This window comes from Variovorax sp. PBL-E5 (assembly GCF_901827185.1).
Classification (GTDB): domain Bacteria; phylum Pseudomonadota; class Gammaproteobacteria; order Burkholderiales; family Burkholderiaceae_C; genus Variovorax.
Map to the genome: position 1 here is coordinate 311,966 of NZ_LR594672.1, position 20,160 is coordinate 332,125.

General features: G+C 60.0%; 18 protein-coding genes and 1 pseudogene. 13 read left to right on the forward strand and 6 right to left on the reverse strand.

Features of this window, described 5'->3' with window-relative positions:
* Positions 1-138: 138 nt before the first annotated feature.
* From istA (WDLP6_RS29220) to WDLP6_RS29230, 3 genes are read left to right on the forward strand one after another with little or no spacing between them, the layout of a single operon-like run.
* On the forward strand, positions 139-1,695 hold the full coding sequence (gene istA / locus WDLP6_RS29220; RefSeq protein WP_011255179.1) for an IS21-like element IS1600 family transposase: 1,557 nt from the start codon (positions 139-141) through the stop codon (positions 1,693-1,695).
* Positions 1,685-2,479, forward strand: a complete 795-nt coding sequence (gene istB, locus WDLP6_RS29225) for an IS21-like element IS1600 family helper ATPase IstB (protein ID WP_011255145.1) — start codon at positions 1,685-1,687, stop codon at positions 2,477-2,479. Before istA (WDLP6_RS29220) ends, istB (WDLP6_RS29225) begins: the two co-directional genes overlap by 11 nt.
* A 37-nt stretch (positions 2,480-2,516) precedes the next feature.
* Positions 2,517-3,017: an IclR family transcriptional regulator domain-containing protein gene (locus WDLP6_RS29230; RefSeq protein WP_060710272.1), complete on the forward strand. Its 501-nt coding sequence runs from the start codon at positions 2,517-2,519 to the stop codon at positions 3,015-3,017.
* 128 nt (positions 3,018-3,145) lie between these two features.
* Here WDLP6_RS29230 and WDLP6_RS29235 read toward each other — a convergent pair.
* The 3 genes from WDLP6_RS29235 to WDLP6_RS29245 all read right to left on the reverse strand — a co-directional run bounded on the left by WDLP6_RS29235 (position 3,146) and on the right by WDLP6_RS29245 (position 6,814).
* Positions 3,146-4,263 (reverse strand): IS3 family transposase gene (locus WDLP6_RS29235; protein WP_419186584.1). Its coding sequence is split into 2 segments (ribosomal slippage): positions 3,146-4,011 and positions 4,011-4,263, totalling 1,119 coding nucleotides; the frame shifts between segments, so codons are not numbered across the junction.
* Between the two features lie 111 nt (positions 4,264-4,374).
* Positions 4,375-5,295, reverse strand: coding sequence for a Bug family tripartite tricarboxylate transporter substrate binding protein (locus WDLP6_RS29240; protein WP_162570828.1), 921 nt, complete (start codon positions 5,293-5,295; stop codon positions 4,375-4,377).
* Positions 5,296-5,845: 550 nt separating this feature from the next.
* Positions 5,846-6,814 carry a LysR family transcriptional regulator gene (locus WDLP6_RS29245; RefSeq protein WP_015060618.1) on the reverse strand — a complete coding sequence of 323 codons (969 nt, stop codon included), beginning with the start codon at positions 6,812-6,814 and terminating at the stop codon, positions 5,846-5,848.
* Between the two features lie 132 nt (positions 6,815-6,946).
* Between WDLP6_RS29245 and WDLP6_RS29250 the strand changes: the two genes are divergently transcribed.
* The 7 genes and pseudogenes from WDLP6_RS29250 (at position 6,947) to WDLP6_RS29280 (ending at position 11,771) form a co-directional block, all read left to right on the forward strand.
* A complete protein-coding gene (locus WDLP6_RS29250; RefSeq protein WP_015060619.1) occupies positions 6,947-7,693 on the forward strand; it encodes a dioxygenase family protein in 747 nt (248 codons plus the stop codon).
* Between the two features lie 119 nt (positions 7,694-7,812).
* Positions 7,813-8,097, forward strand: a pseudogene (locus tag WDLP6_RS29255) (Rieske 2Fe-2S domain-containing protein); the annotation flags it as partial.
* Positions 8,098-8,126: 29 nt separating this feature from the next.
* Positions 8,127-8,414 (forward strand): oxidoreductase C-terminal domain-containing protein, encoded by a 288-nt coding sequence (locus tag WDLP6_RS29260; protein ID WP_232076904.1) that lies wholly within the window; start codon positions 8,127-8,129, stop codon positions 8,412-8,414.
* 52 nt (positions 8,415-8,466) lie between these two features.
* The gene (locus WDLP6_RS29265) at positions 8,467-8,802 is read left to right on the forward strand and encodes a YciI family protein (RefSeq protein WP_162570832.1); all 336 of its coding nucleotides are present in this window, start codon (positions 8,467-8,469) and stop codon (positions 8,800-8,802) included.
* Between the two features lie 11 nt (positions 8,803-8,813).
* On the forward strand, positions 8,814-9,881 hold the full coding sequence (locus tag WDLP6_RS29270) for a maleylacetate reductase (protein WP_015060622.1): 1,068 nt from the start codon (positions 8,814-8,816) through the stop codon (positions 9,879-9,881).
* Positions 9,882-9,906: 25 nt separating this feature from the next.
* Positions 9,907-11,052, forward strand: a complete 1,146-nt coding sequence (locus WDLP6_RS29275; RefSeq protein ID WP_162570834.1) for a muconate/chloromuconate family cycloisomerase — start codon at positions 9,907-9,909, stop codon at positions 11,050-11,052.
* Complete coding sequence (locus WDLP6_RS29280; protein ID WP_015060624.1) at positions 11,049-11,771, forward strand: dienelactone hydrolase family protein; 723 nt, start codon at positions 11,049-11,051, stop codon at positions 11,769-11,771. Before WDLP6_RS29275 ends, WDLP6_RS29280 begins: the two co-directional genes overlap by 4 nt.
* Before the next feature lie 37 nt (positions 11,772-11,808).
* On the opposite strand, the gene WDLP6_RS29285 is transcribed toward WDLP6_RS29280, so the two are convergent.
* Positions 11,809-12,768: a Bug family tripartite tricarboxylate transporter substrate binding protein gene (locus WDLP6_RS29285; RefSeq protein WP_015060625.1), complete on the reverse strand. Its 960-nt coding sequence runs from the start codon at positions 12,766-12,768 to the stop codon at positions 11,809-11,811.
* 209 nt (positions 12,769-12,977) lie between these two features.
* On the reverse strand, positions 12,978-13,811 hold the full coding sequence (locus WDLP6_RS29290) for a dihydrodipicolinate synthase family protein (protein WP_162595287.1): 834 nt from the start codon (positions 13,809-13,811) through the stop codon (positions 12,978-12,980).
* 129 nt (positions 13,812-13,940) lie between these two features.
* On the opposite strand from WDLP6_RS29290, the gene istA (WDLP6_RS29295) reads away from it, so the two are divergent.
* The 3 genes from istA (WDLP6_RS29295) to WDLP6_RS29305 are packed head-to-tail and all read left to right on the forward strand — an operon-like array spanning position 13,941 to position 17,225.
* Positions 13,941-15,497 carry an IS21-like element IS1600 family transposase gene (istA, locus tag WDLP6_RS29295; protein WP_011255179.1) on the forward strand — a complete coding sequence of 519 codons (1,557 nt, stop codon included), beginning with the start codon at positions 13,941-13,943 and terminating at the stop codon, positions 15,495-15,497.
* Positions 15,487-16,281: an IS21-like element IS1600 family helper ATPase IstB gene (gene istB, locus WDLP6_RS29300; RefSeq protein WP_011255145.1), complete on the forward strand. Its 795-nt coding sequence runs from the start codon at positions 15,487-15,489 to the stop codon at positions 16,279-16,281. Before istA (WDLP6_RS29295) ends, istB (WDLP6_RS29300) begins: the two co-directional genes overlap by 11 nt.
* Positions 16,278-17,225, forward strand: a complete 948-nt coding sequence (locus tag WDLP6_RS29305) for a Tn3 family transposase (RefSeq protein ID WP_015060629.1) — start codon at positions 16,278-16,280, stop codon at positions 17,223-17,225. The genes istB (WDLP6_RS29300) and WDLP6_RS29305 overlap by 4 nt, the downstream gene beginning before the upstream one ends.
* On the opposite strand, the gene WDLP6_RS29310 is transcribed toward WDLP6_RS29305, so the two are convergent.
* On the reverse strand, positions 17,194-20,064 hold the full coding sequence (locus WDLP6_RS29310) for a Tn3-like element IS1071 family transposase (protein WP_162595288.1): 2,871 nt from the start codon (positions 20,062-20,064) through the stop codon (positions 17,194-17,196). The two genes, WDLP6_RS29305 and WDLP6_RS29310, sit on opposite strands and share 32 nt — an antisense overlap.
* Between the last annotated feature and the right edge of the window lie 96 nt (positions 20,065-20,160).

Here is a 20,160-nt window from a genome sequence, read left to right on the forward strand (position 1 = left end):
CCTGACCACCAGCCCGCGCTTGGCGGCGCTGCCGGTCACTATCGCCAACGTTGGCCTCAGCTTAACCCGGTAATTTCCGTCTAAAACTGATCCACGTAACAACCCTAACCTGCTGATTTTTTCGGCAGGAGCATAGGAGTGATTGACGTGGCAACATTAAGTGTCATCAGACGCTGGGCCCTGCGCGAGCAGTTGTCCATCCGAGAGATCGCCCGGCGCACCGGCCTGTCTCGCAACACCATCAAGAAGTACCTGCGCGCGGGTGTGGCGGAGCCGCACTACCCTCGGCGCATCAGTCCGAGCCAGCTCGATCCCTACGCCGAGAAGCTCTCAGGCTGGCTCAAGAGCGAAGCGGGCAAGTCGCGCAAGCAGCGGCGCACCGTGAAGCAACTCCACGCCGACCTGTCCGCCCTGGGCTACCCAGGCTCATACGGCCGGGTAGCCGCCTTCGCCCGAGTCTGGCAGCAGCAACGTCAGGAAGCGCAGCAGACCACCGGCCGAGGCACCTTCGTGCCGCTGGCCTTCGGTCCTGGCGAAGCGTTCCAATTCGACTGGAGCGAAGACTGGGCCGTCATCGGCGGCGAGCGCACCAAGCTGCAGGTAGCCCACTTCAAGCTCAGCCACAGTCGCGCCTTCACCGTGCGGGCTTATCCGCTGCAAACCCACGAGATGCTGTTCGATGCGCACAACCATGCCTTCGCGGTGTTGGGTGGCATTCCCCGGCGCGGTATCTACGACAACATGCGCACCGCCGTGGACAAGGTGCGCCGGGGCAAGGAGCGCGACGTCAACGCCCGTTTCAGCGCCATGGTCAGCCACTACCTGTTCGAGGCCGAGTTCTGCAATCCGGCCTCGGGCTGGGAGAAAGGGCAGGTGGAGAAGAACGTGCGTGATGCGCGTCACCGGCTGTGGCAACCCGTGCCGGCGTTTCCAACCCTGGCCGAACTCAACGAGTGGCTGGAGAACCGCTGCAAGACCTTGTGGCGCGAGATCGTCCACGGCAAGCTGCCAGGCACGGTGGCCGATGTCTGGGAGCAGGAGCGGCCCACCCTGATGCCGATGCCGCGCCCCTTCGACGGCTTCGTCGAACACACCAAGCGGGTCTCGCCCACCTGCCTGGTGCACTTCGAGCGCAACCGCTACAGCGTGCCGGCCTCCTACGCCAACCGGCCGGTGAGTCTGCGGGTCTACGCCGAGCGGCTGGTGGTCGCCGCCGAAGGTCAGATCTTGTGCGAGCACACGCGCCTCATCGACCGGCGCCACGACGTCGGTGGTCGGACCGTCTACGACTGGCGTCACTACCTGGCGGTGCTGCAGCGCAAGCCCGGTGCCTTGCGCAACGGTGCTCCGTTCGCCGAACTGCCGCCAGCCTTCAAACGGCTGCAGGCCATGTTGCTGCGCCAATCGGGTGGCGACCGGGAGATGGTGGAGATCCTGGCCCTGGTTCTGCACCACGATGAACAGGCCGTGCTGGCCGCCGTGGAGCTGGCCTTGGAAGCTGGCGTGCCGACCAAGACCCATGTGCTGAACGTGCTGCATCGTTTGCTGGAAGGGGAGCCGGCGCCTGCGGCGCCGGTGACGGCACCACAGGCCCTGCGCTTGGTCAACGAACCTCAAGCCAACGTGCTGCGCTACGACCAGTTGCGCCGCCCCGCGGCTGCCCGCACAGCCCAGGAGGTGCGTCATGCGTCATGACCCTGCCAGCGGCGCCATCGTGATCATGCTGCGAGAGCTCAAGATGTATGGCATGGCCCAGGCCGTGGCCGAGCTGACCGCACAAGGGGCACCGGCGTTCGAGGCGGCACAACCCATCCTGGCCCAACTGCTCAAGGCGGAAACCGCCGAGCGCGAGGTGCGCTCCGTGGCCTACCAATTGAAGGTGGCCCGTTTCCCTGTGTACCGGGACTTGGCCGGTTTCGACTTCGCCCACAGCGAAGTCAATGAGGCGCTGGCGCGGCAGTTGCACCGTTGCGAGTTTCTGGAGGAGGCCAACAATGTGGTGTTGGTCGGGGGCCCGGGCACTGGTAAGACCCACCTGGCCACGGCGCTCGGTGTGCAGGCCATCGAGCATCATCACCGGCGAGTCCGGTTCTTCTCCACGGTCGAACTGGTCAATGCGCTGGAGGTCGAGAAGGCGCAGGGCAAGTCGGGACAGATCGCCACCCGGCTCATGTACGCCGATCTGGTGATCCTCGACGAACTGGGTTATCTGCCATTCAGCGCGTCCGGTGGGGCCTTGCTGTTCCACCTGCTGTCCAAGCTTTACGAACGCACCAGCGTCGTGATCACGACCAACCTGAGCTTCAGCGAATGGGCGTCGGTGTTCGGTGATGCGAAGATGACGACGGCGCTGTTGGACCGGCTTACGCACCACTGCCATATCCTGGAAACTGGCAACGACAGCTTCCGATTCAAGAACAGCTCGGCGCTGCCGGCACAATCCAAGAAGGAGAAAACCAAGAACTTATCCACACCGTGAGCCTTCCAGGCTTGCAAAAAGGGTGGATCAAGATTCGATGGAAATGCCGGCTCAGGGTTGCATGGAAATTAACACGTGCGGTTTGAATGTTCGCGTGGGGGATGTTGTGGAGCGTGTGCACGGTGTGACGGCGTCGCGAGGACTCGCGATGCACGAGGGGGTGCGTGCGCCGCTGTACGCAAGCTCCTCCGGCAAACTCGTATTAGCGTTTCTCGATGCGAAGGAGCTGGAGGAATACTTGGCGCGCGTCGAGTTGCGACCGATTGCAAGGCGGTCGGTGAGATCGGTGGGAGAGCTGCATCGGCAGGTGCTGAGTGTGAGGGCGGAGGGGGTGGCGTACTCGCAGGACGAGTTTACGAATGGTGTTGTCGGTTTCTCTGCACCGGTATTCAATGTCCATCTCAAAATGATCGCCTGTCTCGGCCTAGCTGTTCCGACAAGCATCTTCGAGCCCAAGAAGCTAGCGCTGACAAAATTGTTGAAAGCGACGGCGCAAGCGGTGACGGGGCGCATCTCTTCGAGCACCCGCGTTCCTTAGCCTACGTCACCGCGTGTCTCACGCTTGCATGTCGCAACGCAACTTCAGTGACCTTGCCCCCGAAAAACGTATCCCTTGCTGAGTGTTTGAATACAAGCAAGTGACGTCTCCCCCTTATCCGGTCACTTCTAAACTGGAATCGGGCGGCTTCCGGCTTGTTGATCTGACCTCTTTTTGACGAACTCACTCGGGGTCAGGTGGCCGAGAGAGCCATGCGGCCGGTGATGGTTGTAGTCATGCTGCCAAGCCTTCAACTTCTCACGCGCATCCTGCATCGTAATGAACTCGTTGACGTTCAGGAACTCGTCGCGCAAGCGACCGTTGAATGACTCGATCAGCCCATTGTCCGTGGGCTTTCCGGGTCTCGTGTAGTCGAGTTTCACGCCTCTGCGCCATGCCCATTCATCGAGCGCCTTGGAGGTGAACTCCGTGCCGTTGTCCACCGTGATCGCCTTGGGCCATCCACGCTGCAGCGCAGCCTCGTCCAGGACCTTCCCGACGCATCGACCTGTGAGCCGGAAGTCGGCCTCTAGAGACACGCTCTCGCGACTCCACTGATCGATCACCGTGAGCACACGGAATGCCCGGCCATCGAGCATCTGGTCGTGTACAAAGTCCATGCTCCAGTGCTGGTTCGGTCCTGTGGCTGGCGTCGCTCGACCGCGCTGCAGGCTGATGCGCTTGCGGCGTTTGACCTTCATGCGAAGCTGCAAGCCTTCCAGCCGGTACAGGCGATAGACGCGCTTCTTGCCGACCGACCAACCCTCGCGCTTGAGCATCACCAGCACGCGCAAATACCCGAAACGTGGACGATCCATCGCAATCTCCCGAATGCGCAGGCGCAGCGCGCTTTGATCGCGTGCCTCGCTCTTCTGATACCAAACCGACGGGCGCAGCAACGCCAGACGGCACGACCGCCGCACACTCACCTCGTAGCGCTCCTGCATCCAGGCTGCCAGCTCGCGCCGCTTGGCAGCCTTCAGAGCTTTTTTCTAACGACCTCCTGCAGGATCTGCTTGTCCAGCGTCAGGTCAGCCACGATGCGCTTCAAGCGGGCGTTCTCGTCCTCGAGCATCTTGAGCCGCTTGAGCTCGGTGACGCCCAGGTCGCCGAACTTCTTCTTCCACGTGTAGTACGTCGCTTCGGACACGCCGATCTGGCGACACACATCGATGACGGGTGTGCCCGACTCGGCCAGTCGCAGCGCGTAGGCGATCTGCTCTTCCGAAAATCTCGACCTCTTCATTGCTTCTCCTTGCACCCCTTCGGGGCTGCCGGAAAGCAACCGTACCTCTAGTTTTAAAAAGTCCGGAAATCGGGGGGAACGTCACTGGGCCTCCGTTCCGCCCGACTGGGGTCACTCGGGTCTCGCTCCGGAGAGCCTCACAGCCTCCGCCCACTTAACGCGTTCGGCGCGCATAAACGCTCCGAAATCCGATCCTTCCAACAAGCGCACCTCGTGTCCCGAATCCACCAGCGCGCTTAGCACACGCGGGGTTTGCAGTGCGCTCTTGACTGCAGAGCGGAGCTTCGTCTGGGCTTCTGCTGGCGTCGCGCGTGGGGCGACCAGCCCGTACCAAGCCGTCCCACTGATGTCGATTCCCTTCATTTCGAGCAACGTTGGAACGTCTGGTGCGACGGCAAGCCGGCTCGCGGAGGTAACCGCCAATGCCTTCAGTCGCCCCGACCGAAGGTGTGGAAGGACTGAAGCAGTGGTGAAAATTGTCATCGGGGCGTGGCCGCCGAGAACCAGCGTAATCGGGTCCTTGTCGGGCACATGTATCAGCCTGATTCCGGCGCGGGCAGCTAGTAGCTCACCAAGCAGGTGTCCCGTGCTACCGACTGTGGCTGAGGTGTATGCAAGCCCACCAGGGGCCCTGCGGGCCGCAACGACCAGATCCCCCATGGACGTGATGCCTGTAGAGGGGTTTACCGCAATCACGTTGGGCGCTTCGGCCATCAGAGAGATCGGGCTGAAGTCAGCGTCGACGTCGAAGGGGAGTTGGCGATAGAGTGCCGTGTTGATGGCGAAGTTGGGAGTCGAAGCAACAACAAGGGTGTAGCCGTCAGGCTCCGCCTTAGCAGCTACTCCCGTACCCAGATTGCCCGTAGCGCCGGGGCGGTTTTCTACGATCACGGCTTGCCCGAGTGAGGTCGCCATAGCCTCTGCGACGCGGCGCGTTATGAGGTCAGCTGATGCGCCGGCTCCAAACGGGACGATGATTTTGATGGATCGGCTCGGATAGGAGGCCTGCGCCCATGAGGCGCCGTTGGCCATGCAGGCGAAAGAAAGACCTGCGAGCACGGAACGGCGGCGCATTGAGCTGGGTGGATTCAAGACGTTCTCCAAACAACGATCCACCCGACTTTAGGCTCTCCGCAATGCGCAGGCCAATACCTTTTCAGGCACGGCGCCATACCGGAGGCCGGCACCCACGGGGACAGTCGTTCCGCCGGAACTACTGAGGTACGCAGGTCTACGTGGCGGACTGAAATCGCTCGACGGCGGCAGCTGGAACGGCAGCGGTCGAATGCATCTCGAGACGTGCAGAGCCCCACAGGTTCGAAGATCGGATGACGCCACTGGCTTCGATCCAAGCGCATCCGACCGGGGCGCGCAGCTGGACTTCACTGCGTCCGGCTGCCTTGAGATTCGGCGCTCAGAGTGGGCTCTCGTGGCGAGAGGGTCGCTCGCCCTCTAAAACAGCGACGCGACCCATGCCCTGCCACGCGTGCAGCCCTTCGGGTCCGACGCTCTAGCAGTCGGCCGGCATTGAAAATCTACATTCAATACCGGCGAATGGGGCGTTGAACATACGCCGCAGAGGTCAAATGTTGGCCTTACGACGGCCTCGACTGTCGTGACCGAGCTCGACCAATCGACTTTGCTCCTCGAACGCGTTGTTATTCAGTGCGTTCAGATTCAAGGCGCGCACCACAGCTAGAAAACCGGAGAGAAGTGGCCTCTGGTCGTTCCTTCGGTAGACGCAGCACAGGCTACTTGTGGGCTCAGGATCAGTGACTTTGAGAAAAGCAACCCGCGGTAGACGGATATTGACTGTGGATATTGGGACTAGTGCGATGCCTACTCCGCCGGATACTAGAGCGAGGCAAGCCATGGGATCTTCCGTTTCCTGAACGATGCGAGGTGTGAACCCCGCCTGATCGCAAAAGAGCATGACCTCATCGGCAAAGCTTGGACGAGACGCCGCAGGGTAGACGATCATGCACTCATCTCGCAGGGCCGACATGGGCACGACGGTGCGGTTGGCCAATGGGTGCGTCGACGGCACCGCAAGTACCACCGGCTCGCTCACCACCACCTCTGATGCGATGTCCGGTTCGTCTCGATAATAGCGGGCAAACCCGATGTCAAGCCACCCATCGCGCAGAGCTCGGATTTGCCGATCCTTCGTCATATGGGATAGACGAACTGTGACGCGGGGCTGCGCGTCACGATAAGCACCGATCAGATGAGGGATGGTACCGAAGATCACGGAGCCGTAATAGGCGACTTCGAGGTGGCCAAAGTCGCCCTTTGCAGCACGACGCGATCTTTCGACAGCGTCACTTGTTATCCGCAGAGCCTTGTTTGCACCCTCCAAAAAGACCTCCCCCGCTGCGGTCAGCTCGACGCCGGTCGTGGTTCGATCAAATAGCTGAGCACCGACCTGTTCCTCGAGCTGCTTGATGAGGCGCGACAGCGGCGGCTGAGAGATATGAAGTCTGAGCGAGGCGCGACGGAAGCTGCGCTCCTCCGCGACGGTCACAAAATAACGAAGGTGGCGTAGCTCCATACCTAATTATGACTTAGTGCTGCCCTCGCGATACCTTTCTGGTCATCGCGATGACAAAGATGGTATTGGATTGAATCGCCCCTGCCCGGTAGATTCTGCATTCGTTCACCCACTACGACAGGAGACAAGAATATGGCAAACCGGGCAGAGACAGTGATCGGCGAGATCGTCAAGGCGGTCCGCGAAGTTCTGAAGCGCCACGATGTAACCTTTGAAGAATACCGCGCTGGCGTGGGCTTCCTCATGCAGTACGCAAAAGCTCCGGAATACGAAATCCCCTTGGTGTGCGATCTCTGGTTCAACGCAACCATTACGGACAACGAGATGAACCACCGGAGGGGCTCCGTGACAAACGTGGAGGGCCCCTATTTTCTAGAGTCCATTCCAACGATCACAGATCGGATCAAGTCACGTGGGGATGGCGGCGAGGAGTTGATCATTGAGGGGAAGGTCGTTGACTTGGCGGGCAAGCCAATCGAAGGTGCCGAGCTGTTTATCTGGCACTCCGACCACGAAGGGTACTACAGCGGATATAGCGAAGAGTTTCCGCCGGATTTCTATCGCGGCAAGAAGATCATCGACTCGACCGGGGCTTTCAACATTCGTACCGTGCTGCCAGTGCCTTACATGATTCCCCACGAGGGCCCCAGCGGCAAGATGCTGGAGCTGATGGGTCGCCATCCATGGCGACCCGCGCACGTGCACTTCAAGATCCGCGCGCAGGGCTTTTTGGAGCATACAACGCAGGCCTACTTCGCGGATGAGAAGTGGGTCGACAGTGACTGCGTCGAGGCTGTGCGCCCCGCCTTGATTCACAAGCTGCAAGAACGGGGGGGCGTCAAGGTCCTCAAGAAGGATTTCGTTCTCGATCCGGTCTGAACTTTTGCGCATCACTGAATCCCGACGCGCAAGACTGGCAGCAGGCTTGCCGCGTTTGCAAAAAGCTCTGGTGACGCGATCTGGCCCTTGGCCTGATCGCCTAATTGAGGAACGTAGAGATGGATATCAAGCCCGTGACCTTCCCAACACATGATGGGACCCGTGTGCCTTTGGACGTATACCGTTCCCAAGAGGTTTACGAACTCGAACTACAACGCATCTATCGCGGGCCAACCTGGAGTTTCGTGGCCTTGGAGGCCGAGATCCCGCAGCCCGGAGATTTCAAGTCCACGTTCGTGGGCGACACGCCGGTAGTTGTAACGCGCACAAAAGAGGGAAAGCTCAGCGTCTGGGTCAACCGCTGCGCGCACCGCGGCGCGGCGGTCTGTCGCAAGGCGCGTGGAACCAAGGGATTGCGGCGGCCAGCGCGGCCTTGGGCTTTCCCGTTTGCTATGACCCGTTGCCATGGTTTTGGTCCGATCAGTTCACGGTCAACATCCAGATTTATGGTGTGCCCAAGTCGCATCACCGTGTCGCCATTCGCCGACTTCTCGCGACGCAGACGTCGCTGTATTTCTACCTTGAACAAGACCGGCTGAAGGCCGTTGTTGGGGTGAACGCACCGAGAGAGCTTGCAATGGCGCGCCGCCTCATTGAGAAGCAGACGGCGGTCATGGCCGAAGTGCTGGAGGATCCAGATCAATCGATTCCACGCGCGTGATTCCGGTCTACAAGTTATCAGCGATGCAGCCGTTTTTTAAGGAGATATCTCAATGTATGTAGCGATTTTTTTTCAAGACTTGCCGGGCACAGTTGCGAAACGCCAAGCGGTCGTGTCCGAGCACCGCAAATACATGGAAGGCCATGCAGCCAAAGTGCTGGCGGCGGGCGCGACCTTTACTGACGACGGAAAATCCGTTAGAGGTGGGAGCTACATCGTCGAGGTGAGCGACCTAGAGGAGGCTCGTCAGTTCGTAGAGAACGATCCGTTCACGCGAGCCGGGCTGCGTTCCTTCGTAACCATACAACCCTGGATCAAAGCCGTGTTCGCCGGGAAGTTCAACATACCAACCGACGACAGCCCGCTTTATGCGAATTCTGTCGCCTGAGCGAGTTGATGATGAAAGACTTTCTCTACCAGGGCATGCCAAGTCGCGTCAGATTTGGCCGAGGTACTGTCTCCGAGGTCGGCGACGAAGTCGAACGGCTGGGGTGCAAACGGATCTTGATTGTGGCAAGCGCTCCGGAACAGGCCGAACAGATCCGATCCCTCGTCGGCCCTGTTTGCGTCGGCGTCTTCGCTGGGGCCGTAATGCACACGCCCGTCGAAGTGACGGAGACCGCTCTTGCACAGGTGCGGAGCTTGCGTGTGGATGGAGTAGTGGCATTGGGCGGGGGATCGGCGATCGGGCTTTCCAAAGCTATCGCGCTTCGTACTGATCTGCCACAGCTAGTGATTCCAACCACCTATGCCGGATCCGAGATGACTCCCATTCTTGGTCAAAGCGAGCGCGGCATCAAGACTACACAGAGGACGCCCAAAGTACTGCCGGAAACAGTTATCTACGACGTAGAACTGACGTTCACACTCCCTCGAATGCTGTCTGTGTCGAGCGGCATCAACGCCATGGCTCACGCAGTAGAGGCGCTTTACGCGAGTGACGCTAACCCGATAACCGACACGTTCGCTGAACTAGGGATTGCTGCCCTATACAGAAGCCTCCCGAAACTCTGCGAGGACCTGGCTGCTCCCGAGGTGCGGACCGAGGCACTGTATGGCTCATGGTTGAGCGCCATTTGCTTGGCCTCGACGTCGATGGGTCTTCACCACAAGCTTTGCCACACGCTTGGAGGCGCTCTAAACCTACCCCACGCCGAGACTCACGCTGTAGTGCTATCGCACGCCATCGCATACAACGCTCCCAAGATTCCTGAGGCAATGGTCGTAGTGGGGCGAGCGATGGGTGGAGGAGATCCCGCTGGGCTGATCTATGACATTGCAAAGGACAGCGGCGTGCCGGTGACTTTGCGAGACCTGGGGATGAAAGAGAAGGACATCGACGTCGTAACCGCCGCAGTGATGGCTAAGCCCTACCCGAATCCCAAGCCCCTCGAGTCCCAACTCGTTAGGCGCTTGATTGCGAATGCATGGGCTGGGATCAGGCCAGATCATTCGACGTACCTGTAGTGGTTTTCGTCGACAGGAGGACAAGATGAACGCGCAAACTATCGAAACCATCGAGAGCATCGACACTCGCATAGTCGATCTGCCTCTCAAGAAGGTACACAACCATTCCAACTCGTCGCATTCGCATCAGTCGCTCCTCTTTTTGACGTTGCGCACCTCCAGCGGAGTAGTCGCGTACGGGGAAGGGGGCACGCCCGCGGGAACGCCGTTTTGGGGGGGCGAGTCTATCGAAACCATGAAGCAGGTCGTCGATCGATACTTGGCCCCCGCGCTTATAGGTGAAAATCTCTTTGGACACGAGACACTGCTCCTGCTGATGGATCGGGTGGCGTCCGCCAACTTCTTCGCCAAAGCAGCCGTCGACGTCGTACTGCACGATGCGGTGGGTCGGATCTTGGGGCTGCCAGTAAGTGCCTTTTACGGAGGACGCGTTCGGGAATCGATGCCAGTCCTCTGGGTGCTCGTTTCAGGTAACGCAGGCGTCGACATCGAGGATGCTGAGAATCAGCTTGAAAACCGCCGCCACCGAACGTTCAAGATAAAGATGGGTCTTAGCGATCCCCGATCTGAGACGGAACGGGTCGTCCAAACTGTCAAGGCGATTCACGCGATGGAAACTCGGGCAATCGTCACCGTGGATCTGAACCAGGCATGGGACTTTCCGACATGCATGCAGTATTTGCCTCGGCTGCAGGACGCGGGCGTCGCCATGGTTGAGCAGCCTTTGCCCAAGTGGCAGCTAGAAGGTCTTTCGAACCTATCGGCGAGGTTGAACATACCCATTGCAGCGGATGAGAGTCTCTGGGACTTCCGTGATGCCTTTACATGCTTCAAGGCCGGCGTCACGGGGCTATACGGCGTCAAAGTGGGTAAGGGCGGCGGGATTCGGCGCGCGTACAAAGCCGCGGCCATAGCAGAGGCCGCGGGGATTCCAATATACGGGGGAATGGCGCTGGAAAGTTCGATTGGCACGGCCGCAGCGCTTCAGTTGTTCAGTGCGCTTCCCACTCTGGCCTGGGATTGCGAGCTGGTTGGGCCGCTGCTTCTAGCTGACGACCTGGCAACGACGGCCACACAGTACAGGGAATACGAGATTGTGGTTCCTCAGGGCGTAGGGCTTGGTGTCGAGCCCGATTTGGACAAGATCATCTTTTACTCGCGAGAAAAATGAAAAACTTCAACTTCGAATTGCAAACGACTCATGGTGCCATGGGTGGCTACATTTCGTCCGACTCACGGGAGCGGAAACAGGGCATTGTTCTGCTGCCGGAGATTTTTGGGATTAACAATGCGATGAGATTGGCGGCCGACCAGTTCGCTCGTGAAGGGTTCGTCGTGCTGGCACCGGATCTTTATAGCCAGATCGAACCTGGCGTCGAATTGACGTATTCTGACTCGGACCGGGAGATTGCCATATCATTTTGGCAACGAATGGACAATCAAGTCGCGCTCGATGACGCGAGGGCAGCGGTCAATTCGCTCGCGAGCGACCCACGCTGCGATGGAAGCGTCAGCGTCGTCGGATTCTGCTTGGGAGGCAAGTACGCCCTTCAGCTTGCGGCGATCGGAGGCATCGACAGCAGCGTGTCGTTTTATCCTGTCAAAGCGCAGGACTATCAAGCGGAGCTTTCGGCCCTGAAGCGCCCGACGCAAGTCCACATCGGAGATTCGGATGCGCACATTCCTGTGGAGGTGCAGGAAATTTTGAAGCGGGCCCTAGGCACCCCTAACGCTTTGCATGAGTTCTTTATCTATGAAGGTGCCGGGCACGGCTTCTTCAACTCTGTTCGCTCATTTGGTTTCGCACCCAAAGCCGCCGAGCTGGCACTCTCGCGATCGGTCGAGTTCCTCACGCGACACCATTCCAATGGGCTCCAGAAGTCGCCGTAGCCTGCGCCTTTTTTGGAGTGGATTGTTGGCCTGGATACTAGTCGAGCTTCACGCCAAGCGATTTCACAAGTGGCAACCAACGCGCACGCTCGGCCGCCATGAAGTTGCCAAGGTCTTCGGGTGTCCCTGCCATCGGTTGTTCTCCAATCGAGTGAAATTTCTGCGCTACTTCTGGTTTGAGCAACGCATCATTCACAGCCTTGTTAATTTCCAATACAGCAGAACGCGGCGTCTGCGCCGGCGCCACGATCGCAATCCACGCGCTGGTCTCGCCATTGGCGTATCCCGATTCTTTTAGTGTGGGCACGTCCGGCAAAAGCGGAAACCGTCGGTCATCAAGAATGGCCAAGGGGCGGATTTTTCCAGCTTTGGCTTGATGCATTGAAGACGGCAGCGCGTCGAACATGACGTCAACGTTATCGCCGATCAGGCCCAAGATAGCTGGTGCGCTTCCGCTAAACGGTACGTGCGTGACCTTGTACCCCATCAGAGCCGCCACATACTCGCCGGCAAGATGGGTCACATTGCCGATTCCGGCTGAGGCCATAGACAGTTGCCGGGTCTTCATCACCGACACCAACTCCGCGACGCTGTCGACGCCAAGGCCATTACGGGTGACCAAGAGAAGCGGTGATTTTCCCAACCCAGCTACTGGCGCAAAGGACTTCGCGGGATCATATGGCATCTTGTCATAGATAGCCGCGTTCAGAACTAGTGGGCCATTGCCACCGACGAAGAATGTCTTCCCATCAGGCTTCGCGCGCGCCACTAGATCGCCAGCAATCATGCCACCGGCACCGGGCTTATTTTCAACCACGACAGGAGTGCCGAGGCTTCTTGCGACCTCATTCGCCACAATTCGTGCCATCTGGTCGCCAGCGCCCCCAGGCGGGTACGCGACGACAAAACGAATGGGGGTCGGTTGCTGCGCATGAACTTGGAGAGCGCAGATCGTCAGAATAATTGCCGAGCATGCGGCGCGGAAATACATGAACATGGGAAGATCCTTTAGACAAGCAGGAGAAAAAGTCAATTTGATTTCACATGGATCCGGCACCTTAAACAGGCACTGACTAACGTGAGTTGATCTCGGAAAAGAAAGGAATCAGAGCTTGCGCATGATGTCGATCATTGAGCGGTTTACAAGACAGGCATGCCGAGCGCTTTACGAGTCCGGAAGCGAATTCCATGGTCATACTGGTCTCCTTAGTGATTCAACATGACGGCCTTGGCCAAGGCCGCCCGGATGCCGTCGATCTCCGCTGTCGATAGCTTCATCAACGGCGGCCTCACCACGGCATGGGGAAAGCGTCCCATGAGGACTTGAGCCTCTTTCATCCGGTTGTGCTGGTCGGCCATCGGGGCGTGGTAGAAGGCCTTGTTCGGAATGTCCAGCCGCTCATTAATTTCCCGAGCACGTGGCAGGTCGCTGTCTTTCATCGCCTCGAACAGCTCGGCCTGAAGCGCGGCGACAGTGCTGCCTGCACCCGACAAGATGCCTTCGCACCCGAGCGCAAGTGATTGCAGAAGCCACGAGCTGTGGGCGGTCAGCACGTTCACCTTCCTGTGGCTATTCTGGAGCTGTCTGACCGTCTCTTCGTGCGCAACGGGGTCACCGCAGTAGTCTTTGATCGCCTTGATGCTGGGGATGGTGTCAGCCAGATTGGTGAGCGTCTGGATCGCCATCATTTGCGCGCCCGCATATTGAAAGATGATCAGTGGCAGGTCGCATGCATCGGCGATCCGCTGGTAATGCTCCATGACCATCTCAGGCCGAAGCTGGGCACCCTTGCCGAAAGCAGCCGGTGGCACCACCAAGAGCGCGTTGGCGCCGAGCTGCTGCCATTGCTTGGCATGCTGGGCTGCGACGATGCTGCTTTCCGAATAGACGCCGCCGATCACCGGCAGCGCGTTGCCTACTTCTTCCAGAGCCACCGTTAAGATCCGGGCCTGTTCCTGCTCCGTGCAAGACATGACTTCCGACGCGTGTCCGTTGACGCAGATTCCCGTGACTCCCTTGACGGAGGCGAGATCACGCAAGTGAGACCTGAACGTGGTCAGGTCTGTTGATTTCCATCCAGAACTGATCCACTTAACCCGGTAATTTCCGTCTAAAACTGATCCACGTAACAACCCTAACCTGCTGATTTTTTCGGCAGGAGCATAGGAGTGATTGACGTGGCAACATTAAGTGTCATCAGACGCTGGGCCCTGCGCGAGCAGTTGTCCATCCGAGAGATCGCCCGGCGCACCGGCCTGTCTCGCAACACCATCAAGAAGTACCTGCGCGCGGGTGTGGCGGAGCCGCACTACCCTCGGCGCATCAGTCCGAGCCAGCTCGATCCCTACGCCGAGAAGCTCTCAGGCTGGCTCAAGAGCGAAGCGGGCAAGTCGCGCAAGCAGCGGCGCACCGTGAAGCAACTCCACGCCGACCTGTCCGCCCTGGGCTACCCAGGCTCATACGGCCGGGTAGCCGCCTTCGCCCGAGTCTGGCAGCAGCAACGTCAGGAAGCGCAGCAGACCACCGGCCGAGGCACCTTCGTGCCGCTGGCCTTCGGTCCTGGCGAAGCGTTCCAATTCGACTGGAGCGAAGACTGGGCCGTCATCGGCGGCGAGCGCACCAAGCTGCAGGTAGCCCACTTCAAGCTCAGCCACAGTCGCGCCTTCACCGTGCGGGCTTATCCGCTGCAAACCCACGAGATGCTGTTCGATGCGCACAACCATGCCTTCGCGGTGTTGGGTGGCATTCCCCGGCGCGGTATCTACGACAACATGCGCACCGCCGTGGACAAGGTGCGCCGGGGCAAGGAGCGCGACGTCAACGCCCGTTTCAGCGCCATGGTCAGCCACTACCTGTTCGAGGCCGAGTTCTGCAATCCGGCCTCGGGCTGGGAGAAAGGGCAGGTGGAGAAGAACGTGCGTGATGCGCGTCACCGGCTGTGGCAACCCGTGCCGGCGTTTCCAACCCTGGCCGAACTCAACGAGTGGCTGGAGAACCGCTGCAAGACCTTGTGGCGCGAGATCGTCCACGGCAAGCTGCCAGGCACGGTGGCCGATGTCTGGGAGCAGGAGCGGCCCACCCTGATGCCGATGCCGCGCCCCTTCGACGGCTTCGTCGAACACACCAAGCGGGTCTCGCCCACCTGCCTGGTGCACTTCGAGCGCAACCGCTACAGCGTGCCGGCCTCCTACGCCAACCGGCCGGTGAGTCTGCGGGTCTACGCCGAGCGGCTGGTGGTCGCCGCCGAAGGTCAGATCTTGTGCGAGCACACGCGCCTCATCGACCGGCGCCACGACGTCGGTGGTCGGACCGTCTACGACTGGCGTCACTACCTGGCGGTGCTGCAGCGCAAGCCCGGTGCCTTGCGCAACGGTGCTCCGTTCGCCGAACTGCCGCCAGCCTTCAAACGGCTGCAGGCCATGTTGCTGCGCCAATCGGGTGGCGACCGGGAGATGGTGGAGATCCTGGCCCTGGTTCTGCACCACGATGAACAGGCCGTGCTGGCCGCCGTGGAGCTGGCCTTGGAAGCTGGCGTGCCGACCAAGACCCATGTGCTGAACGTGCTGCATCGTTTGCTGGAAGGGGAGCCGGCGCCTGCGGCGCCGGTGACGGCACCACAGGCCCTGCGCTTGGTCAACGAACCTCAAGCCAACGTGCTGCGCTACGACCAGTTGCGCCGCCCCGCGGCTGCCCGCACAGCCCAGGAGGTGCGTCATGCGTCATGACCCTGCCAGCGGCGCCATCGTGATCATGCTGCGAGAGCTCAAGATGTATGGCATGGCCCAGGCCGTGGCCGAGCTGACCGCACAAGGGGCACCGGCGTTCGAGGCGGCACAACCCATCCTGGCCCAACTGCTCAAGGCGGAAACCGCCGAGCGCGAGGTGCGCTCCGTGGCCTACCAATTGAAGGTGGCCCGTTTCCCTGTGTACCGGGACTTGGCCGGTTTCGACTTCGCCCACAGCGAAGTCAATGAGGCGCTGGCGCGGCAGTTGCACCGTTGCGAGTTTCTGGAGGAGGCCAACAATGTGGTGTTGGTCGGGGGCCCGGGCACTGGTAAGACCCACCTGGCCACGGCGCTCGGTGTGCAGGCCATCGAGCATCATCACCGGCGAGTCCGGTTCTTCTCCACGGTCGAACTGGTCAATGCGCTGGAGGTCGAGAAGGCGCAGGGCAAGTCGGGACAGATCGCCACCCGGCTCATGTACGCCGATCTGGTGATCCTCGACGAACTGGGTTATCTGCCATTCAGCGCGTCCGGTGGGGCCTTGCTGTTCCACCTGCTGTCCAAGCTTTACGAACGCACCAGCGTCGTGATCACGACCAACCTGAGCTTCAGCGAATGGGCGTCGGTGTTCGGTGATGCGAAGATGACGACGGCGCTGTTGGACCGGCTTACGCACCACTGCCATATCCTGGAAACTGGCAACGACAGCTTCCGATTCAAGAACAGCTCGGCGCTGCCGGCACAATCCAAGAAGGAGAAAACCAAGAACTTATCCACACCGTGAGCCTTCCAGGCTTGCAAAAAGGGTGGATCAAGATTCGATGGAAATGCCGGCTCAGGGTTGCATGGAAATTAACATATGGCAGCAGCCCAGGCAGGACGTTCTACACCCACATCTCTGACCAGTACGCGCCGTTCCACAACAAGGTGGTCAATGTCGGCGTGCGCGATTCCACCTACGTGCTTGACGGCCTGCTGTACCACGAGTCCGACCTGCGCATCGAGGAACATTACACGGACACGGCGGGCTTCACCGATCACGTCTTTGCCTTGATGCACCTGCTGGGCTTCCGCTTCGCACCGCGCATCCGAGACCTGGGCGACACCAAGCTCTACACCCCGAAAGGCGAAGCCGCCTATGACGCGCTGAAACCGATGATCGGCGGCACTCTCAACATCAAGCACGTCCGCGCCCATTGGGACGAAATTCTGCGCCTGGCCACCTCGATCAAGCAAGGCACGGTGACGGCCTCGCTGATGCTTAGGAAACTCGGCAGCTATCCGCGCCAAAACGGCCTGGCTGTCGCCCTGCGTGAGCTGGGGCGCATCGAGCGGACGTTGTTCATCCTGGGCTGGTTGCAAAGCGTTGAGCTGCGCCGCCGCGTCCATGCCGGGCTGAATAAAGGCGAAGCACGCAATGCACTGGCCCGCGCCGTGTTCTTCAACCGGCTGGGCGAAATCCGCGACAGCAGCTTTGAGCAGCAGCGCTACCGGGCCAGCGGCCTCAATCTGGTGACGGCGGCTGTCGTGCTGTGGAACACGGTCTACCTGGAGCGCGCAGCGCATGCGTTGCGTAGCAACGGCCATGCCGTCGATGAAACGCTATTGCAGTACCTGTCGCCGTTGGGCTGGGAACACATCAATCTGACCGGCGATTACCTCTGGCGCAGCAGCGCCAAGATCGGCGCGGGCAAGTTCAGGCCGTTGCGACCTCTGCAATCGGCTTAACGTGCTTTATTCTCCGTTTTCTGAGACGACCCCTGGTGGGCGCAATCTTCCCGATCAGTTCCGGTGGAATGACCTGGCGGCGGTTCGACCAGCGATCCAGGACCGCCTGCATCTGTGAGGTATTCCACGCCATCACGATGTTGGCCATCAGGCTCAACGCATCGGCCACAGCCTGCATTTCATCGACACGTTTGGCCTGCGCCGGGCTGATCCGGCCGGTATAAATGGCGCGCTTGAGGGCGTTAACAGCCTCGCCCCGATTGAGCACCCGGCGCAACTCGTTCCTGAAAGCGTCCTTGACAAAGTAGTCAGCCAAAAACGCCGTACGCAGCAACCGCCCCAATTGCACGCCAGCCTCATAGATTGGATCGCCCTGGGCGGCAGAACCGAACCGCGCAAGAGCTGCCACCGCACTGGCATGTCCGCTCATGACCGAGGCTGCCAGGTGCACCAGACTATCCCAATGCTTTTCGATCAAAGCGACGTCGACATTGGCTTCGCACACCGCAGCGATTTCTGCGGGCACTTTGGTGCCGCGTGGCACAAAGAGGTGGCGCTGTTTGAGTTCCTTCAACCGCGGGCAAAGATCAAAACCAAGCAAACGGGCATGTGACATGGCAAAGTCGGTGTAGCCATGGGTATCCACAGCAAGCTGGCTGGTCTCCAGCTTTTCTTGGCGGATGACACCTTCAATGGCCACGCCCGCCTGGCGCTCATTGAGCACAAAGGGCTGCGCATGGAAGATGCCCCACCGGTCTTTTACATGGGAGTAGATTCCAATGGAAGGTGTGTTGCGCCGAGGATCAAGCCGGGCTTGCCACACCCGTTTGGTGGTCTCCATGGTCATCATGTCAGAAGATGCCAAATCGGACCGCCCCCAGGTGGCGGCAATCGGGTGTCGCTGCATGAATTCCAGCACAGCCTGGCAGGCCTGGCTCAGACGCCGTTCGTCCCGCGCCCAGCGCATGGCCTGGCGAATGCTGGTGGCAGACAATTGCGGAATCATGCGCGCGCATTCGACCGCAGTCAGACTGGTGCCGTGGGCCATGATGCCGGCATAGACCATCAGCAGCTCGTCGGTAGAGCGCGGCTCACGTCCGAGCATGATCCAGCTAAAGCGCACCTGGGCGTCAACGGCCAGAATCACTTCCGGCAATTGAACCTCACCGATGCGGTGATCCAAAGCCGCGCGCAGCTTGGTCACTTCTGGGTCTTCGTCCTCTGCGGGCAATGGCGACAAATGGAGTTCATCATCCACGCGCAGTACGCCACTGCGGGCTGCAGCGGCCACCGCATCGACACCGGCAGTTACTCTGGCCAGCAAAGGCTTCAAGAAAGTGGCAGCCTTGCTGGGTAACGATAGACGGGCATAGTGTTTCTTGGACTCTGCCTGCCAACGCTCGTCCGTGAAGAACAAGCGCGCACGACCCCGAAAGCTCAGGCTGTGCTCAATCCAGACCGAGCCATTGCGCACCGCGCGGCGCAGGGCAAACAGGGTGGCCACCTCCAACGCCTGAAACGCCCGTTCCCGGTCTGGGCTGGAGATCGAAACCTGCCAGATCATTCCCAGACTTGGTGCCACCACTTCAACTGGCAGCTTTCTGGATCCTTTGAGATATAAAGCTTGCAGCTTGGCAAGGTACTCGATGGCAGGATGCTCGCCGGTGGCCTGCCAGGGCAGCTTTGCAATGGCGACGAGCAACGACCGCACGGGGCGAATTCCATCAATCAATCCCTCGCGGACCAGGGAGGCCCTGCTCGGTGGTTTGCGTTTCTGGGTTTCGGTGATCAAGGCTTCAAGACGGGCACGCAACTCAGCATCTGGCACCGCACCTTGCGCGCTCAAGGCAACAAGTTCGCCGAGCAGCGTTTTGTACATTGCGGCCCAATTGACGGTAGCGGGGACATCGGCGGCAGCCTGACGCCACAGATCGGCGATCCGGCGCTGCACCATAAGGATCAACTGGTCTGTGGTGGTGAACAGGCAATACCGAAGAAAGCATGCGACCTCCACGGTGCGCGCTGGCTCTTTGATCTTGGCTCCGGCTGAGGGCGGCCTGGAGACAAGTCGGCGCGCGTAGCGGCGCAAGATGAGATCGGGGATGTCTGCCAGGTGCTTATGAACGTCCAGCGTGTAAAGCAGGTCGATGCGCTCCAGTACCTCGCTGATTTGGCGGGTTGAGTGTTTCGCCGGTGCAGCCCATAGCCAACTCTGCTGGGTTTGTCCATCTGGGCGCAGCTCTGAAACTGAGGCTCGCCAGCGATCAAGTGTTGCTGGATCAACGCTGGCGGCGATGGCGGTGCCTGTTTCAACTTCAAGCTGGGCAAGTGCCGCCGCAATCAGTGTCCGAATTGCCCGCTCGTGCACGATCACCAGCTTGTTCTTGTACAGCCATTGACGCGCCCGCACGAGTAGCTGATCGCGGTCGGCGCAGCGCGCCACTTCGTCGCGCAGTTCACGTACCAGTGAGCGGCGCTGGTGCTCGCTCATCCACTGGAATCCAAGGACCGTGCAGGCTACTTGTTGGTGATCGAATAGCGTGCGCCCGCGTTCATACATGGCTCTCAGCGAGGCGACTTCTGGTGCTGCAATGCCAAGCTCGTTGCCAAGGTGGCGCCACAAGGCTACTGGAATTACCCGAAAGGCACCGAGCAAACGCCCACTCATGCGCAGGAAACCAATATGGAGCGCCAGACCAAGCTTGTGGGAATCACCTCGGCGTGCATTGATTGCGTCGCGCTCGGCACCATCGAAGGTGAAAAATGCCTTCATCTCGAAGTCGCTGATATCGCGGGGGAGCCCACGCATCCCCAAAAACGTTGTGTGCCAACCCTGCATCGTGAACCTCAAAAGTGGGAGGCCACCATACCCGTTTACAAAGCGAACAGGAAAGTCAATGAAATCAACGGTCTACCCAGACCACCCCCGCGCCAG

Bases quoted from the DNA above. Each gene is read 5' to 3' on its own strand.
- istB (WP_011255145.1), top strand. From the start codon at position 1,685: ATGCGTCATGACCCTGCCAGCGGCGCCATCGTGATCATGCTGCGAGAG.
- WDLP6_RS29230 (WP_060710272.1), top strand. From the start codon at position 2,517: ATGGAAATGCCGGCTCAGGGTTGCATGGAAATTAACACGTGCGGTTTG.
- WDLP6_RS29240 (WP_162570828.1), bottom strand. From the start codon at position 5,295: ATGGCCAACGGCGCCTCATGGGCGCAGGCCTCCTATCCGAGCCGATCC.
- WDLP6_RS29245 (WP_015060618.1), bottom strand. From the start codon at position 6,814: ATGGAGCTACGCCACCTTCGTTATTTTGTGACCGTCGCGGAGGAGCGC.
- WDLP6_RS29250 (WP_015060619.1), top strand. From the start codon at position 6,947: ATGGCAAACCGGGCAGAGACAGTGATCGGCGAGATCGTCAAGGCGGTC.
- WDLP6_RS29265 (WP_162570832.1), top strand. From the start codon at position 8,467: ATGTATGTAGCGATTTTTTTTCAAGACTTGCCGGGCACAGTTGCGAAA.
- WDLP6_RS29270 (WP_015060622.1), top strand. From the start codon at position 8,814: ATGAAAGACTTTCTCTACCAGGGCATGCCAAGTCGCGTCAGATTTGGC.
- WDLP6_RS29275 (WP_162570834.1), top strand. From the start codon at position 9,907: ATGAACGCGCAAACTATCGAAACCATCGAGAGCATCGACACTCGCATA.
- WDLP6_RS29280 (WP_015060624.1), top strand. From the start codon at position 11,049: ATGAAAAACTTCAACTTCGAATTGCAAACGACTCATGGTGCCATGGGT.
- WDLP6_RS29285 (WP_015060625.1), bottom strand. From the start codon at position 12,768: ATGTTCATGTATTTCCGCGCCGCATGCTCGGCAATTATTCTGACGATC.
- istB (WP_011255145.1), top strand. From the start codon at position 15,487: ATGCGTCATGACCCTGCCAGCGGCGCCATCGTGATCATGCTGCGAGAG.
- WDLP6_RS29310 (WP_162595288.1), bottom strand. From the start codon at position 20,064: ATGCAGGGTTGGCACACAACGTTTTTGGGGATGCGTGGGCTCCCCCGC.